The 16082-nt window shown below is 72.0% G+C and carries 14 protein-coding genes; 8 read left to right on the top strand and 6 right to left on the bottom strand.

The genetic code is table 11. The annotated features are described in order from the left end of the window. From ABZ192_RS24480 to ABZ192_RS24495, 4 genes are all read right to left on the bottom strand, one after another. Nucleotides 1–1542: an AMP-binding protein gene (locus ABZ192_RS24480; RefSeq protein ID WP_356926580.1), complete on the bottom strand. Its 1542-nt coding sequence runs from the start codon at nucleotides 1540–1542 to the stop codon at nucleotides 1–3. Beyond that, nucleotides 1529–2188, bottom strand: coding sequence for a thermostable hemolysin (locus tag ABZ192_RS24485; protein WP_356926581.1), 660 nt, complete (start codon nucleotides 2186–2188; stop codon nucleotides 1529–1531). The genes ABZ192_RS24480 and ABZ192_RS24485 overlap by 14 nt, the downstream gene beginning before the upstream one ends. Beyond that, nucleotides 2182–3651 carry an amidase gene (locus ABZ192_RS24490; RefSeq protein ID WP_356926582.1) on the bottom strand — a complete coding sequence of 490 codons (1470 nt, stop codon included), beginning with the start codon at nucleotides 3649–3651 and terminating at the stop codon, nucleotides 2182–2184. Before ABZ192_RS24490 ends, ABZ192_RS24485 begins: the two co-directional genes overlap by 7 nt. A 298-nt stretch (nucleotides 3652–3949) precedes the next feature. Further along, nucleotides 3950–4702, bottom strand: coding sequence for a DsbA family protein (locus tag ABZ192_RS24495; protein ID WP_356926583.1), 753 nt, complete (start codon nucleotides 4700–4702; stop codon nucleotides 3950–3952). A gap of 615 nt (nucleotides 4703–5317) precedes the next feature. Here ABZ192_RS24495 and ABZ192_RS24500 point away from each other — a divergent pair. Then, the gene (locus ABZ192_RS24500; RefSeq protein WP_356926584.1) at nucleotides 5318–6481 is read left to right on the top strand and encodes a cytochrome P450; all 1164 of its coding nucleotides are present in this window, start codon (nucleotides 5318–5320) and stop codon (nucleotides 6479–6481) included. A 67-nt stretch (nucleotides 6482–6548) separates the two neighbouring features. Here the strand turns inward: ABZ192_RS24500 and ABZ192_RS24505 are convergent, their stop codons facing one another. Both ABZ192_RS24505 and ABZ192_RS24510 read right to left on the bottom strand, forming a co-directional pair. Continuing rightward, nucleotides 6549–7391 carry an NAD(P)H-binding protein gene (locus ABZ192_RS24505; RefSeq protein ID WP_356926585.1) on the bottom strand — a complete coding sequence of 281 codons (843 nt, stop codon included), beginning with the start codon at nucleotides 7389–7391 and terminating at the stop codon, nucleotides 6549–6551. Further along, entirely contained in the window at nucleotides 7388–8371 is a 984-nt protein-coding gene (locus ABZ192_RS24510) for a ScbA/BarX family gamma-butyrolactone biosynthesis protein (protein ID WP_356926586.1), read from the bottom strand. Before ABZ192_RS24510 ends, ABZ192_RS24505 begins: the two co-directional genes overlap by 4 nt. 107 nt (nucleotides 8372–8478) lie before the next feature. Between ABZ192_RS24510 and ABZ192_RS24515 the strand changes: the two genes are divergently transcribed. The 7 genes from ABZ192_RS24515 to ABZ192_RS24545 all read left to right on the top strand — a co-directional run bounded on the left by ABZ192_RS24515 (nucleotide 8479) and on the right by ABZ192_RS24545 (nucleotide 16078). Further along, the gene (locus ABZ192_RS24515) at nucleotides 8479–9126 is read left to right on the top strand and encodes a ScbR family autoregulator-binding transcription factor (protein ID WP_356926587.1); all 648 of its coding nucleotides are present in this window, start codon (nucleotides 8479–8481) and stop codon (nucleotides 9124–9126) included. Nucleotides 9127–9390: 264 nt separating this feature from the next. Then, the gene (locus ABZ192_RS24520; protein ID WP_356926588.1) at nucleotides 9391–10497 is read left to right on the top strand and encodes a Gfo/Idh/MocA family oxidoreductase; all 1107 of its coding nucleotides are present in this window, start codon (nucleotides 9391–9393) and stop codon (nucleotides 10495–10497) included. Then, a complete protein-coding gene (locus ABZ192_RS24525; RefSeq protein ID WP_356926589.1) occupies nucleotides 10494–11633 on the top strand; it encodes a DegT/DnrJ/EryC1/StrS family aminotransferase in 1140 nt (379 codons plus the stop codon). Before ABZ192_RS24520 ends, ABZ192_RS24525 begins: the two co-directional genes overlap by 4 nt. Further along, nucleotides 11630–12769 (top strand): DegT/DnrJ/EryC1/StrS family aminotransferase, encoded by a 1140-nt coding sequence (locus ABZ192_RS24530; protein ID WP_356926590.1) that lies wholly within the window; start codon nucleotides 11630–11632, stop codon nucleotides 12767–12769. Before ABZ192_RS24525 ends, ABZ192_RS24530 begins: the two co-directional genes overlap by 4 nt. Then, nucleotides 12766–13644 (top strand): sugar phosphate isomerase/epimerase family protein, encoded by an 879-nt coding sequence (locus ABZ192_RS24535; RefSeq protein WP_356926591.1) that lies wholly within the window; start codon nucleotides 12766–12768, stop codon nucleotides 13642–13644. The genes ABZ192_RS24530 and ABZ192_RS24535 overlap by 4 nt, the downstream gene beginning before the upstream one ends. Continuing rightward, entirely contained in the window at nucleotides 13641–14975 is a 1335-nt protein-coding gene (locus ABZ192_RS24540) for a M20/M25/M40 family metallo-hydrolase (RefSeq protein WP_356926592.1), read from the top strand. Before ABZ192_RS24535 ends, ABZ192_RS24540 begins: the two co-directional genes overlap by 4 nt. Next, nucleotides 14975–16078, top strand: coding sequence for an Ldh family oxidoreductase (locus tag ABZ192_RS24545; RefSeq protein ID WP_356926593.1), 1104 nt, complete (start codon nucleotides 14975–14977; stop codon nucleotides 16076–16078). Before ABZ192_RS24540 ends, ABZ192_RS24545 begins: the two co-directional genes overlap by 1 nt. Nucleotides 16079–16082 lie beyond the last annotated feature (4 nt).

Genomic DNA, 16082 nt, shown 5'->3' on the forward strand with positions numbered 1-16082 from the left:
TTACAGTGAGCGGAGTTGCTCGGTGATGGCCTTGCGCACGGGGCGGCCGGTGACCGTGAACAACCGGCGGTAGGAGTCGTCGTCGGCGCTCATCAGATGCACCTCTTCGACCCGCTCCACCTCCGAGAGGTGTTCGGTGCCGAACGCGGTGATGGAACGCTCCGCCTCGGCCGGATCGACGGCCGGGTCGATGACGAACAGACCGTTCAGGGCGGGCAGACCGTTGCCCACCACACCCACGGCGCGGACGAAGGGCAGCCTCGCGTACTGGGCCTCCACCCATTCGGGCGCCACGTTGCGCCCGGCGGCGGTGATGATGATGTTCTTCTTGCGCCCGGTGATGGTGATGTAGCCGTCCTCGTCGATATGCGCGACGTCACCGGTGTGCAGCCAGCCGTCGACGACGGCGCAGCTGGAGGGGTCCTCGCGGGTGTATCCGGCGAACAACGAGGCACCGCCGACGAGGAGTTCACCGTCCTTGCCGAGCCGGACGCGGACATGTCGCAGTGGACGTCCCACCGTGCCGATCCGACGGGCGCCGGGGGTGTTCCAGCTGACCACGGAGCTGTTCTCGGACAGCCCGTATCCCTCGTGGACGGCGATCCCGAACCCGTCCAGTGCGCGCAGCGTGTCGGGGTGCACCGGAGCGCCGCCACAGCAGATCAGGGGAGCCTGCTCGGTGCCGAAGAGCGACCGGCTGATGTCCTCCCCCGCCGCCGACGCCCGGCGCGCGGCCCCGAGCACGGCGGTGACCAGGGCGGGGGTGGCGACGACGGCGGTCGGGCGTGCGGCTGCCAGCAGCGGAAGCGTGGCCTCTACGGCCGCGCCGCTGGTGCCGACCAGCGGGGATCCGGGCGGCAGCAGTGTCACGTGACCGCCGTCCAGGAGGACCAGGTACAGCCCTGTCACCTGCTCGATGAGGAGGCTGAAAGGGACACACGACACATAGCGCGCGAAGGCTTCCGAGGGCATGGCCGCGTGCAGGGAGTCGATCAGAGCGCCGATGCCGTGGGAGCGGATCCGCACGCCCTTGGGGAGCGATGTGGTCCCCGAGGTGTGGATGATCTTGCAGATCCAGTCCTCGTCAGCCGTCGGTACCGTGTACGGGGTGGTGCTCCGCAGGAGTTCGCCCAGCCGGATCTCGACCACCCGGCAGCCGGCGGGAAGCACGGCGTCGCGGCCCCACTCGTCGAGCCGTGCGGCACCGTGGGCGTCCACCAGACAGACGTCGGTGTCCTGGAGGAGGCCCATGGCCTGCTCGCGGGAGAAGGCCAGTGGGACGGGTACCTCGGTGCGGCGCAGGGCGAGCAGTGCCAGGTCCGCGACGATGAACTCGGGCGTGTTGCCGCACAGGACACCGATGCGCCGGCCCTGTTCCGCCGCGGGGGCGCTGGGCGCGAGGGTCACGGCCAGTGCCTGGGCGGCCCGGGTGATCTCCCGGTAGCTGTACGCGGCGGCGATGCCGCCGCCCGCGTCCAGGACCTGGACCAGCGTACGGTCGGTTTCCGCGTGGCGGGTGAGGGCGCTTTCAACGGCTCGCACGGGTGGCCACCTCCTGGGGGGTCGTGGTGCCGGTGAGGAGCTCCACCACCGGTTCGAGGAAGGCGTATCGGCCGGTCGCCCCGGCGAACAGGGGCGCCAGGACCCGCAGTTCGATGAAGCCGACCTGGGGGAGCTGGTCGTAGTAGGTGCCCCATGCGGCGCGCTCGCCCGTTTCGAGGCGCTCCGGGTCGGCGTCGCCGAGCACGGTCAGCGTGATGTCGAGCTGTTGCAGCAGATCGCGAAGCCGGGCCGTGACGGTGCACAGGATGTACTCCATCCCCGTGCACCAGGCGATGATCGGGATGAGCCGGACCATCTCCTGGCCGGCACCGCCGGGGCCGGCCAGAGCCCCGATCTCGACGATGCGGCTGCGGTCCACCGGCGCACCGGTGTGTTTCCCGATGGCCTGCTCGGCGGTCGTGTCGAGGTAGCGCTCGGAGAAGAACGGTTCCTGCGAGGCGTACGTACAGCCTGCGCAGCCCTGAACGGTGCGGGCGCCCTCGGCGTCCGGCCCGGCCGCGATGATGAAGGCGTCGGGGTCGGGCTTGATGGCCGCTTGGTGGACCTCCGCGTAGGTGGCGCGGGCGAATTCGCGGGCGTCGTGCCATGCGTCCGTCCCCCGCGGCGCCATGGATATCTTCAGCAAGACTGGGTCTCCGATCGCAGGTGCTCGAGGTCGGGCAGGCGATGCGCCCAGGGACGGGCCTGTTCGAGCTGTGCGGCGAGGGCGAACAGGGTCGCCTCGTCGCCGAATCGTCCGGTGGCGTGTACACCGACGGGGACTCCCGCGTCGGTCCAGTGCAGGGGGACCGACATGGCGGGCTGCCCCGTGAGGTTGGCCAGGGGTGTCTCGTGGCAGAACTCCACGGCGCGCATGATCTGTTGCTCCGGGGTGCCGACGGAGAAGGTGCCGAGGGCGGGCGCCGGCCGGGACGTGACCGGCCCGAGCAGTACGTCGTAGTCCTGCTGGAAGGCGGCCAGCGCGCGAGCGGCCCGCTGGAGCGTGGAGACGGCCAGCAGGTACCCGGCGGCGCTCAGTGCGCGCCCCCGCTCATAGAGGTCCCAGGTCAGTTCCTCGAACAGGCCCGGCTCCGGGACCCGGCCGCCGGCCTGTGCGTACGAGCTGATCGCGGAGGAGACTCCGGCGGCCCACAGCACCAGGAACGGCTCCACGAGGTCGGCGAAGGAGATGGGGGATTCGCTCTCGGTGACCTGGTGCCCCAGGTCGGCGCAGAGTTTCGCGGCGTCGCGGACCGCTGCTTCGCATGCGGGGTCGAGTGTGCCGCCGGCGCCGGGGCGGACGGAGAAGGCGATCCGCAGCGGACGGCCGGGGCCCTCGGCCACGGCCTGACGGAACGAGCCCGGGGAGCTGGGCGGTGCCCAGTAGGGGTCGCCGGGGGCGGGCCCGGCGATGGCGTCGAGGAGCGCGGCGCTGTCCCGGACGGAGCGGCTGATGACGTGTTCGCAGGCCAGGCCGCTCATCAGGTCACCGACGGCGGGGCCGAGCGGAGTGCGGGCGCGGGTGGGCTTGAGTCCGAACACGCCGCAGTTCGAGGCGGGGACACGGATCGAGCCACCGGCGTCGTTGGCGTGTGCCACGGGCACCAGCCCGGCGGCCACGGCGGCCGCGGAACCGCCGCTCGAACCACCCGGGCTGAGCCGGGGATCCCACGGGTTGACGGTCGGGCCCTGGAACTGCGGCTCGGTGGTGGGCAGTACCCCGAACTCGGCGGTCTTCGTCTTGCCCAGCACCCGCAGCCCCGCGGCCTGGAACCGGTCGACCAGCTCACCGCTCTGCTCGGGGACGAAGCCGCTCAGGAAGCGCGAGCCCATGGTCGCCTCCAGGCCGGCGACGGTCGGCCCGAGATCTTTCAGCAGAAACGGCACTCCGTGGAGAGGCCCGCGCTCCGCGAGCTCCGGGCCGGTCCGCTCCGGCTCGGCCAGTGCCCGCTCGAAATCGGTGACGACGACCGCCCCCAGCCGGGGGTCGAGCTCCTCGATGCGCTCGGCGGCTGCGCGGAGCAGCTCCTTCTCCGTCAGATGCCCGCTGCGCACGAGCTCCGACTGGGCGTGCCCGTCCAGCTGGCGCAGGCCCTCTAAGGAGGTCATGCCTCTTCTCTCCCCCTCGATAGCTTTTAGTAAAGCTTTCTCGTGAGACATTAGCTCTCGAACCGGTGTCCATCAACCGGTTATGCGTCGCCCCGCCTGCCGGTGGTGCGCGGCGCGGCGGCGCTGGGGGAGGTGGCGGACCGCCGCGATCAGGTCTTCCACGCCGCGGGGAGGCATGACGAAGCCGCCTGCGCACGTGATCCCGTGGACCGGCCCGCGGACACGCGGCTCGGCCCGAGCGGTTGCTCACGTCAGGCGGTCGCGGCTGCGGCTCGGTGCTGTCCCGGTTGTCCGCGGCTCAGTTGGCCCCGCACACACCTGACTGCTCGACCGGCTTGCCGAGAGTGCGGCCGCCGCGTCCGAGGAACTCGGGAAAGTCGCCGTCGACTGCCCCGACTGCCCCGACGGCCGCGCACCATACCGGGCCTTCCTTTCGGGACCGCGTGCCCCCGGTCCGATCGGCTGCCGCCCGGGGAGAAGCCACCCTCGCCCGCGACGTCGCGGACGCGGCCACCAGCTTCGCCAGCTGGGCGTCGTTGGGAACGCCCTCGATCCGGTAACCGCCGCACATCACGGTCGGTGTCACCCGGACCGGGGGTGACTGGGTGACCGCCGCGCGGTGCCGCTCGGCGTAGTGCGCCGAGGTGGCGGCGGAGCGGAATCGTTCCGGATCGAGGCCGGCCCGGTGGGCGGCCATCCCGAGTGCCTGTGGCTCACCGATGTCCGCACGCTGCACGAAGTAGGCGTGGAAGACCTGATCGCTGTAGGCCTCCGCGAGGCCCTGGTCCAGCGCGTACTGATAGCCCTGAAGGGCGAGCCGGGCGGAGGTCGGCCGAGGTGGCACCGCGTTCACCCGCACGCCCAGCCGTTCGGCCAGTGGCCGCACGCTGCGGTCCCAGGCCTGCGTGAACCAGACGGGATCCAAGGCCTCGTCCCCGCCGTCGGTGGGATGCCACCGGATCCGTGTCCCGGAGCTCCCGAGCTTCGTGCTCAGGAGGTGCCGGGTGAGCATGCTGAGCGGAGAGGTGTAGTCGAACCAGGCGTCGATCATCGCAAGGAGTCCCCCATCTGTGCCAAGCGTTCATGCGCACGCGAGTTGCCCCTTGCTCGCGGCATGTCGCGCCCTGGCGCTCGCGGACAGTGACACGTCATCGCAGGGTGTCGGGCCCGTTGCACCTGTGGGTCGGGAGGGAAGCGCGAAGACCGCTGATGCCGCCTCCGAGAGCACATTCCCCGACCCGCAAGTACGCGGCCATAAAAACATACCTACTTAGCGGTTTTCAATCGCTCTCCATTGAAACGTCAAAAGTCGCAGGTCGCACGGTTAGCCCCGTGTGACTCTGTGTCCGAAATAGCTTCTTTGGGTCTCTCTGAGCCCAGACGTCGGGTTGCTCTGCAGGGAGTTGAACCCCATAAAAATACCGGGTTGCCTCTTTCCGGCTCGTCGGGGTGCCAGGGCCATGCCCCGTTCGACCGGTTGTTCGTTGACAAGCCGCCGGACGCACGGTTTCTTTGCTGACCGCCATGCCTGTCCGGGGGCCGCACGTTCGGCGTGCCACGTCACGACAGGCTTCGACTGTCCCGGGGGGAGACCGTTGTGCTGCACCGTTCCTGCCCAGTTGCCCTTGATCCCGAAGGAGGGGACATCCATGGAGAGATCGCCCGCTTGAGGGAGCACGGGCCGCTTGCGCCGGTCGAGTTACCCGGGGGCGTGCGCGCCTGGGCCGTGACCGGCGCGACCCTGATCAAACAGCTGATGGCCGACCCGAGGGTGTCCAAGGACGCGGAACTGCACTGGCCCGACTGGGTCGAGGGCCGGATACCGCCGGACTGGCCGTTGGCCATATGGGTCTCCGTACGCAGCATGATCACCGCTTACGGGGAGGAGCACCGCCGCCTGCGCAGGCTGGTCTCCCGCGCGTTCACCGCACACCGCACCGCCGCTCTGGAACCCCGGGTCAGGGAGATCGTCGACGAGCTGCTGACGGGCATCGCGGCCGACACCCCGCCCGGTCGCCCCGTGGACCTGCGCGCCGCCTTCGCCACCGAGGTGCCCGTACGCGTCATCTGTGAGCTGCTGGGGGTGCCCGGGGAGATCCAGGGGCGGCTGCGGAAGACCATCGACATCACCTTCCTCACCAACGTCTCGGCGGAGGAGGCGCAGGCCAACGGCGCCCAGCTGTACGCGGCGCTGAACGACATGGTCGCCCTCAAGCGGACCCGGCCGGGGGCCGATCTGGCCAGCGCCCTGATCTCCGTCCACGACCACCAGGACGGCGGACTGAGCCACCAGGAGCTCGTCGACACGCTGCTGCTGATGATCTCGGCCGGATACGAGACCACCGTCAACCTCATCGACCAGTCCATCCATGCCCTGCTGACGCATCCCGGGCAGCTCGACCTGGTGAGACAGGGGAGGGCCTCCTGGGAGGACGTCGTCGAGGAGACGCTGCGCGTCGAGCCGCCCGGGGCCCACATACCCCTGCGCTACGCGGTCGAGGACATCGAAGCCGGCGGTCACGTCATCGCCAAGGGCTCCCCGATCCTCATCTCCATCGCGGGTGCCGGACGCGACCCGCTGATCCACGGCGACACCGCCGACCGGTTCGATGTCACCCGCCCCAGGCGACGCGAGCACGTGGCCTTCGGCCACGGGGTCCACCACTGCCTGGGGGCCCCGCTGGCCCGCATGGAGGCGGCGCTGGCCCTCTCCGCGCTGTTCGAGCGCTTCCCCCGCCTCGCCCTGGCCGAGCCGGACAAGCCGCTGGAGCCGCTCGGCTCCTTCCTGTCCAACGGCCACAGGACGCTGCCCGTCGTGCTGAACGCGTAGCGCGGCACGGCCGGGTGCCCGTCCCCGTCCTGGGACGGGCACCCGGCCGTCGCGCGGCCGCGCGGACTCAGCAGAACGCCGTCCTGTGGTCGGCCGCCCACTGGCCGAAGGACGCCGGCCTGCGTCCGACGAGCTCCTCGAACGTCCGGGTGACGTGCGCCTTGCGGCCGGCCGCCAGGTGCTCGGCGCTGCGCAGCAGTGCCTCGGCCAGGACCGGAGGGTAACGGCGCAGGAGGGACTCCCTTGCCTGGTCGACCGTCAGTTCCCGGAACTCCAGGGGCCGTCCCAGCACCTTGCCCAGCTGCTCGGCCTGTTCGGCCGCCGTGATGGCCTCCGGTCCGGTGAGCGCGTAGGCGCGGCCCGCATGGCCGGGTTCGGTCAGTGCTCGTACGGCCGCCTCCGCGACGTCCCGCGGGTCGATCACCGAATGCCCGGCCCCGCCGTGCAGCGCCCTCACCACGCCCTCGTTCCGGACGGACGCGGCCCAGGACAGCGTGTTCGACATGAACGCCCGGGGACGCAGGAAGGTCCAGTCGAGGCCCGAGGCGCGGATGATCTCCTCGTTCTCCTGCTGCCGGCGCGTGATGAAGTCGTCCGCTTCCGGGTCGCCGACCGAGAACCCCGAGAGCTTCACCACGTGCCGCAGACCGACGGCCGCAGCGGCCTCGGCGAACCGGGCGTCGTCGGGCTCGGTGGGGTGGTTGGTCACCAGGAAGGCCGCTCGCGCGCCCTCCAGTGCCCGGCGCAGCGCGTCGCGGTCGTCGTACTGCCCGCGCACCACCTCGACGCGGCCGTCGAGGGTGCCGGCCTTGTCCGGGCTCCGGACGAAGAGCCGGACCGGATGATCCCGTGCGAGCAGGCGGGCCACGACCCGTCCCACCGTTCCGGTGGCTCCGGTGACGACGATCACCGGACGTCTCCGTCGCCGCTGCCTTCGGCGGCGGCCGTCACGGAGCAGTGGAAGACCAGTTCTCCGTCCTGGTGGCCGGTGACCTCGACGGATGGCCCGCCGGGAAGGTCCGGAGCCGTACGTCGTGCCGCCACCAGGCACGGGCTGCCGAACTCCGCGTACCGCTGGAACTCGATGCGGCCGGAGGCGGGGACGAACGGCCGCGGTGCCGACAGACCGGCACCGGCCTGCCGCGCGGCCTCCAGCAGGAGCATCCCGGGCACATGGTCGTTGGGTCGCTGGAAGAGAGTGGGGTGGGTGACATCGACACGCAGCTGCCACACGCCGGGCTGCGGCGTCGGCGACAGCACGACGTCCGGGACGCTGGTCCTGCCCACCGACTCGACGGGCAGGACGGGGGGTGAGAGGTCGGGGACGACCGGGGCTTCGAGGGGCTCGCGCCGTATGCGGCGGTACACCTCCGGGCTGATGAGGGTGATGTGTCCGGTGGCCCCGCCGACCCGGTGGCCTCCCCGCCGCGCCGATAAGCGGCTGCGCAGGGAGACGAGCCGTCCCGCCCGGAACTTCAGGTCGCGGAAGGTGACGTCGACATCCAGCCGGGTGGGCTCCCCCGATGCCCTCAGGCGTCGCGCGTCACAGTCGAACTCCAGGGTCTTCAGCAGGAAGTGATGCCCCAGCGGCACGCCGTAGGCGCCGTGCGAGACGACCAGCACGCACTGCCGCATCGCCTCGACGAACATCAGCGGATCCACGCTGCCCGTCCCGACGGGGGTGAAGAAGGGGTGGTCGGGCGGCAGTTCCACGGTCACCGAGAAACGGTCGTCACCCGCCCTGGCCCACCGCGTGGGGAACACGTCGAGGTCCCTGGCCCGATGGGCTGATTCCTTGGTCACCGCGACGACGGGGTGCCTGTCCCCGTCCTGGATCCCGAGCTGCGCGCAGGACTGCTCCGGTCTGGTCGCAGTAGATCTCACGAGCATGGCTTTGTCTCCCCGTTTCGGCATGGATGGAGCCAGCGGTACTGCGATAGGGCGCTGGTAACATACTGGCGTGCCGGTTTTTCTCTCAAGGTTGGGGCGCAAAGCGGATGGCGATCCAGGAGCGTGCGATTCGCACCCGTCGGAAGATCCTGGAAGCCGCGGCCACGGTTTTTGAACAACAGGGCTACCAAGCCGCGACGATCACCGAGATCCTCGCCCTGGTCGGCCTCACCAAGGGTTCGCTCTACTTTCACTTCAAGTCAAAGGAAGAGCTCGCCCAGGCCATCCTGGACGCACAGACCGACATCGCCGTGCCGTCGCACCGCATCAAGCTCCAGGAACTGGCCGACAGCGGCCTGCTGCTCGCCCACCTCCTGCAGACCGACCCCCTGGTCCGGGCCGGCGTCCACCTCACGCTCCAGCAGCACGCCGTGCAGCTGAATCACCACCTGTCCTTCCACACCTGGAGCCGGCAGAACCGGCAGGTGCTGCAGCTGGCCCAGGAACGGGGCGAGGTTCTGCCCCACGTCGACATCGACGAGGTGGGACAGCTCCTGGTCGGAGCCTTCGCCGGGATACAGGCGATGTCCCATGCCATGAGCGACTACAGCGACCTTCCGCAGCGCGTCAGCGTGCTGCTCCGCCATGTCTTCCCGAGCATCGCCACGCCCTCGGTCCTGGGTCAGCTCGAACTCGGCCCCGACCGCAGCGCACGGCTGGCCGAAGGGCGCCGGGGCGCCGACGGCCCGGCCTGACCGCGGCGCGTTCGGACCTGCGGTCGCGGTGACGGCCGCCGTCCCGAGAACTCCATGGAACCCCCGGTCGAAGCCCGAGCCGGCGGACGCTGCCGCCTGCCACGCGGCTGCCTGCCTCCTCCCCGCAGGCGCCCCCCGTACCTCCTATGAGGCATGGACGGGTACCTCTCGGTCCGCCTTATGGTTTCAGCGATCTTGCGGCGTGTCCGGTCGTCTCCGACGCGCTGCCGGCCGTCTTCGGCGTCGGGGGAGGCATACGTTCCTATGCGAAGCGAATGGGGCTCGCAGCCCAAAGCCGCGCCGGCGCCACCCCTCCTGCACAGCGGTCCCCTGTCCACCGTCATCGTCGGATACGGGCGGGCCGGCCGGGAACTGCACCATGCGGCGCTCCGCGAGGCGGCCGCCGTCGGACCGTCCGGGATACGCAGCGCCGAGGTGATCGCGGTGGACCCGCGGCGTCCCGCCGACCTGCCCGAGGGCACACGCTGGGTGGAGGGGACGGACCGACTGTCACGGCTCGCCGCGCTCGATCCCGACCGGACGGTCTTCCACCTCACGACGCCCCCCGCCGGCCGCCTGTCCGTGCTGCGGGAGCTCCTGGACCTCGGCGCCCGGGCCGTCATAGTCGAGAAGCCGTTCGCGGTCACGCACCAGGAGGCCCGGCACATCGCGGCGGCCGCCGCGTCGGCCGGTGCCCACCTCATACCCGTGGCGGTCTGGCCTTCGAGTGAGGTCACCCGCCGGCTGGAGGAGGAGCTCAGCGGGCTCGGTCCGCTCCAGGGCCTGTGGATGGAGCAGAGCAAGCCGCGCGTGCCGCGCGCCGACGGAACGGGCGACGGACACCGCAGCACCTTCGACGTCGAGATGCCGCACCAACTGGTGCTGGCGCTCCACCTCGCGGGCGAGGTGGAACACATCGTCTCCGCCGTGGTCGAGGCGCTGCCCCTGCGGGGACGGGAACTGCCCGCGCTCGGCGGCGCCCGGCTGGTGCTCAAGCACCGCTCCGGCGTCGTCAGCGAGCTGCTCTCGGACTTCACCGTCTCGCAGCGGTACCGGAGCCTGACGGCCCTCGCCGCCCGGGGCTGGGGCCGGGCCGGCTACCCGCTCAGCGCGGCGCACCCCCGCGGCACCTTCGAGTCGTCCCGCCGGCCGGCCGCGGTGTCCCTGCCCGACCGGCCCCTGACGCGGTTCCTGGCCGACGCCTACAGCTTCCTCACGGGCCGGTCGGACCAGCGGCCCCCCGGCACCTGCGTCGATCTGCACATCCATGCGACGGCCCTGCTGGAATCCGCCGCGCGCATGGCCGGCGTCGAAGCCGGGCCCACCACCCAGGACACCACACCCAGGACACCCGAGGAGGCCAGCGCGTGAGCACGGAGACCACGGTCCCCTTCTACAGTTGGGCGCGCACGGCGCAACGTGACTGGCCGCGCCTGGCGGAACGGCTCGGCCCGGTGCTGGACGGCGGTGTCTTCACCGCCGGGCAGGCGGTCGCCGAACTGGAGGCGGCCATCGCCGGTTTCACCGGTGCGCGTTTCGCCGTGGGCTGCAACAGCGGGAGCGACGCGCTTGCGATCATGCTGCGCGCCGCGGGAATCGGCTCGGGCGACGAGGTCGTCGTCCCCGCGTACACCTTCTTCGCCTCCGCCTCCGCGGTGCTTCACGTCGGCGCCGAGCCGGTCATGGTCGACGTGCAGCCGGGGTCGTACGCGATGGACCCCGAGGCGGTGCTCCGGGCGATCACCCCGCGTACCCGGGCCATCATGCCCGTCCACCTCTTCAGCCAGATGGCCGACATGGTCACCCTCACCAAGATCGCCGCCGACCACGGCCTGACCGTGCTCGAGGACAGCGCGGAGGCCATCGGCATGCGCATCCAGGGGCGGCACGCCGGCCTGTGGGGCAGGGCGGGCATCCTCTCCTTCTTCCCGACCAAGACACTGGGCGCCGTCGGGGACGCCGGAATGCTGCTCACCGACGACGAGGAACTCGCCGAGCGGGCCCGCATGCTGACGGTCCACGGCAAACGCCTCGACGGATCCGGGATCCACGAACTCATCGGGTGGAACAGCCGGCTGGACGAGGTGCAGGCGTGTGTCCTGCTGACCCGGCTGGAGCGCCTGGAGGAAGAGATCGAGCGACGGGCCGTGCTCGCCGCGCGGTACACCGCGGGGCTGTCCGGGATCGCGGAGGTCCAGGTCCCGTGGATGCGTCCCGTCGCGCAGCCCGGCAACCAGGTCTGGTACGTCTACCTCATCGAGTGCGAACGCCGCGACGAACTGGTCGCCTTCCTCGAACAGCGCGGCGTGGGCACCGAGGTCTACTACCCGCGCCCCCTGACCCACCAGCCCGCTCTGGCCCACCGCCCGGGAGCCAAACACCCGGTTCCGGTGGCGGAGGCGAGCGCCCGGCGTGCCGTGGGGCTGCCGTTGTATCCGGATCTCAGCGAGGCGCAGGTCGACCACGTCGTCGATGCTGTGCGCGCCTTCTACGGGGGAGCGTCATGAGCAACCACCTCCGCGTGCCCTACCACGGCTGGGCCACCCGCACCCGACCGTGGCGCGACGACGTGCTCGACGCGCTCGCAGAGGTGAGCCGCAGCGACGCGTTCATCCTCAAGGACCGGGTGGCCCGGCTGGAGGAGCGGATCGCCGCCGAGGCCGGAGTGCGGCACGCCGTCGCCTGCGCCAGCGGCACCGGGGCGCTGCACCTCGGTCTTCTCGCCCACGGGATCGGCCCGGGCGACCGGGTGATCACCCCCGCGTACTCCTTCATCGCGTCCGCCAGCACGATCGCGCTCGTCGGCGCGGAACCGGTCTTCGCCGACGTGGAGGAGGAGACGGCCACGCTCGACCCCGCCGCCGTCGCCTCCGTGCTGAGCGCCGACGACCGGCCGGTGCGCGCCCTGCTCCCCGCCCACCTCTTCTGCAACCTCGCGGACATGGCGGCGCTGCGCCGGCTGGCCACCGGCCACGGGGCCCTGCTGATCGAGGACAGCGCGATATCCCTGGGCGCGGTGGTCGACGGCCGCCCCGCGGGCAGCGCGGGCGACCTCGGTGTCTACTCCTTCTTCCCGGGCAAGCCGCTCGGCGGCATCGGGGACGCGGGAGTCGTCCTCACCCAGGACGACGAGGTGGCCGGGGTGCTGCGCGAGCTGCGCAACCACGGCCAGGACCGCTCCGTGCGCTTCCTCTATCACCGTGTCGGCATCAACTCCCGGATGGACGAGGTGACAGCGGCCTTCCTGCTGCGGCGCCTGGACCACTTCCAGAGCGTGCTCCGACGCCGCCGCGAACTCGCCCGGAGCTACGGGGAGCGGCTGAGGCCGCTGGCCCCCGCCCTGAAGACCCCGCCGGACGGCTTCGCCGAGCGCAGCGTGTACACCTACGCCGTCCGGGCGGAGGAACGGGACGCCCTGCGGGCCTACCTCCTCGAACGCGGGATAGAGACGATGGTGCACTACCCGCACCCGCTGCACCTCCAGCCCGTGTTCCGGCACCTGGGCCACGGCGCCGGGGACTTCCCGGTGGCCGAACGGCTCGCCGGATCGGTGCTCGCCCTGCCGCTCCACGAGGAGATGGACGAGGGCACCGTGGACCACGTCGCCGAGGAGATCACCCGCTTCTACGGGGGACGGCCGTGACCGCGGCGGACGCCCTGCCGGAGCCGCTGTGCGGAATCGGCGACGAGGCGGCCCACAGCCTGCCCGACCAGGTGCGCATCCACAGCGAACTCGGGTTGCGCGGCCTGGAGTTACGCACGGTCGACGGCCGGTGGATACACGAGCTGGACGAGCCGGCGATGGAGCGGGCGGCGGCCGAGATCCGTGCCTCGGGGCTGACCGTGCCCGTCGTCGACACGCCGCTCGGCGGCTGGTCGACCACCATCGCCACCCCCGTCGAGGACGAGCTGGCGGTGCTCCGGGTCTCCGCCGCCCGGGCGCTGCGCCTGGGCTGCGCGCGGCTGCGCTGCATGTCCTACCCCGACGACGGCCGCGGCGACCCCGAGTGGGAGCAGGAGGCCCTGCGGCGGATGCGCCTGCTCGCGCGCGAGGCCGAGCAGCTGGGCGTCACGCTGCTGCACGAGAACTGCCACGGCTGGGCCTCGCGGAGCGCCGAGCGGACCCTGCGGATGCTGGAACGGGTGGACAGCGACCGGCTGCGCCTGCTGTTCGACGCGGGCAACGGCGTCTGGTACGGCTACGAGGGCCCGGACTTCCTGCGGCGGGTGCTGCCCCACGTCGACCACGTCCATCTGAAGGACGCCGTGCGCGACGCGGCCGGAGAGGTGTCGGCCACCGCCCCGGGCGCCGGCCGGGCACGCCTCGCGGAGAGCCTCACCGAACTCCGGGCGTACGGCTACCGCGGCTGGTACAGCCTCGAACCGCACCTGGTCCACATGCCGCACCTCGCCGTCACCGGGGACGACGCGGCCCTGGAGGCGTCCTACCGCGACTACGTCGCCGACCTGCGCACGTCCTGGCCGCACCTGACGCGGCAGGAGGTCGCGGGCCGATGACCGAGACGGACCTCTTCGGCACCCCGGACGTGGAGTTCCTGTACCGGCTCATGGACGTGCCCTCGGTCTCGCCGCTGGAGGGCGGTGAGGCACGGCAGACCGCCCGCGCGCAGCGCCTGTTCGCGGAGGGGGCACAGGCACGGGGCTTCCGGCTGCTGCTCGCCGGACCACCCGGGGCCGAAGTGCTGGACGGGCCCGAAGTGCCCGCCGCCGTCCGGGACCTCCTCGGCGGTGACCCCGGCCTGCTCGCCACCCAGCCGTCCGTCGTGGTGGCCATGGGCGCCCCGGACGCTCCGGCGAACCGGCGGCTCGTCGTCAACTTCCACATGGACACCGTCGGACCGCACGTGCCGCCCCGGATCGCGGACGGCGTGCTGTCCGGACGGGGAGCCGTCGACGACAAAGGCCCCGGTGTGGCGGCGCTGTGCGGGGTGGCCGCCGCCTTCGCCCAGGAACCGCGGATCGCCGAGGCCATCGAGGTGCGGGTGTGCTCCGTGCCCGGCGAGGAGGGCGGGGCCATGGGCAGCTTCGGGACCCGCTGGCTCACCTCCCTGGGGCACGTGGGACGGCTGATGCTGTTCGCCGAGCCCACCGGGCAGACGTTCATGGACTTGTCGACGGCGACGATGACGCTGCGCGTCACCGTCGACGGGGAGGACTCCACCGACGACCATCCCGAGCAGGGGCACAACGCCACGGTCGCGCTCGGCTTCCTCGCCACACGGCTCGCCGGGGAACTGGGCCGCTTCGCCACCGTCCACGGCGCCCGCGCCACCGTCGCGGGACTGCACACGGGCAGCAGCCACAACCGCGTCTACGGAACCGGGCAGTTACTGCTCAACATCGCCTACCCGGACTCCGGGACCGGCGCCCTCATGCACCAGCGCGTCACCGAGATCCTCGGCGCGGCCGGAGCGGCCTTCCGCGCCGGCCACGCCGACAACCCGCTCACCCGGCGGCTGGCCGCCGACTGGGACCGGGTGGTGCGCGCCGACTGGCTCAAACAGGGGCTGCCGACCCTGGCCAACCGGGACCCGGCCATGGAGGCCGTGCTGCGCCACGCGGGCCTGCGCCGGCACTCCCTGGAGGCCGACGGGGCGCCGTTCACCTGCGACGCGATCTGGGCGGGCGCCGCCGGCCGCTACGTCGCGGTGTGCGGTCCCGGCCGACTGGACCGCAACGGCGCCCACACGGACCGCGAGCACGTCGCACTCGCGGATCTGGCCGCCTACGCCGACGCGGTGCGCCGCATCGTCCTGCGGTTCGCCGAAACCGTCGGCCCCCGCCCCTCACCCGCCACTGACCGCGTCCTTTCAGAGGAGACCACCTGATGCTTCCCACCATCGGTGTGCAGGAACTGCACACGGGGTGCGTGTCGGTCCTGCGCGCCTGCGGCCTGTCCGAGGCCGCCGCGTCGGCCGCTGCCGACGTCGTGGTGTACGCCGAGACCCGCGGCTACCCGACCCACGGCCTGAACGCGCTCGTCCGCTCCTACGTACCCGGACTGCGCAGCGGCCGCATCGACCCGGCGGCCAAACTGGAGATCGTCCGGCGCACCGGCGCGGTGGCGGCGGCGGACGGGAACCGGGCGCTGGGGCTGGTGAGCGCCGCCGAGGCGATGGACCTCGCTTGCGGGATCGCCGCCGAGTCCGGAGTCGGATTCGTCACCGTGCGCAACAGCACCCACTTCGGCGCCGCGGGAGCGTACGCCCATCGTGCCGCGCGGGTCGGCATGATCGGCCTGGCGATGACCAACTGCGGCCGCCAGGGCGTGATCCCACCGCTGGGCGGCACGGTCAGGATGCTCGGCACCAACCCGCTGGGCGCGGCCGTGCCGGGCGGGGAGCGCGATCCCTTCGTGCTGGACATGAGCGCCACCGTGGCCGCCACCGGCAAGGTCAACCAGGCCCGCAAGCGCGGTGAACGGGTACCTGAAGGCTGGCTGATCCGCCCGGACGGCACGGGCACCACCGACCCCGCGGAGTACGCGGACGGGACCGCCGACGTGCTGTGGCTCGGCGGCCTGCGGGAGACCGGCGGCGCCAAGGGGTTCGGACTGGGGCTGCTGGTGGACCTGTTGTGCGGCCCGCTGGCCGGCGCCGGCTACGGACCGCGCCCGGCGGCGTTCGACGGGCCGCAGGAGGACGACGACATCGGGCACGTCCTGATCGCGGTGTCCCCGGAGGCCTTCGGCCACCGCGCCGACTTCGAACGGTCCGTCGACGAACTGCTCGGCACCGTGGTCGCCTGCCCGCCGGCCGCCTACGCGGACCGGGTGGCCTATCCGGGTCTTCCCGAGGCCGAGCGGGCGGCCGGAGCCGAGGCCGACGGCGTCCCCGTCGCCGCCGACCTGGTCGCCGAACTGGGGGAGATCACCACGGAACTGGCCGTTCCCGCGCTGCCGTTCCGGGCTCCCGCGGGCGGCGAGGGGTGACCAC

The organism is Streptomyces sp. NPDC006235, from assembly GCF_040613735.1.
Taxonomy (GTDB): domain Bacteria; phylum Actinomycetota; class Actinomycetes; order Streptomycetales; family Streptomycetaceae; genus Streptomyces.